1 pseudogene is annotated in these 246 nt (G+C 76.4%); it reads right to left on the bottom strand.

The annotated features are described in order from the left end of the window. Window positions 1-246 (bottom strand): annotated as a pseudogene (locus AX681_RS22735) (ComEC/Rec2 family competence protein); the annotation flags it as partial.

Here is a 246-nt window from a genome sequence, read left to right on the forward strand (position 1 = left end):
AGCCCCGACCGCCGCAGCGCCTCGGCATCCTCCTCGGAAATCGCCCCGCGATCCCCGGTGACCAGCGCCGCCGCAATCCCGCCCGCGCTCCCCTCGACCCGCGATTGCACATGCGCCGTCAGCCGCGCGCGCAGCCCGCTATCGGGCCGCCCCGGCGCCAGCACCTCGACCGGCGCAAAGCCGCGCCCGGTCGCCCCCAGCCCCTCGAACCACGCCACCCGCTCGAAATCATACGCCCCCGGCACC

This window comes from Sphingomonas sp. CCH9-E2 (genome assembly GCF_001557215.1).
Taxonomy (GTDB): Bacteria; Pseudomonadota; Alphaproteobacteria; order Sphingomonadales; family Sphingomonadaceae; genus Sphingomonas.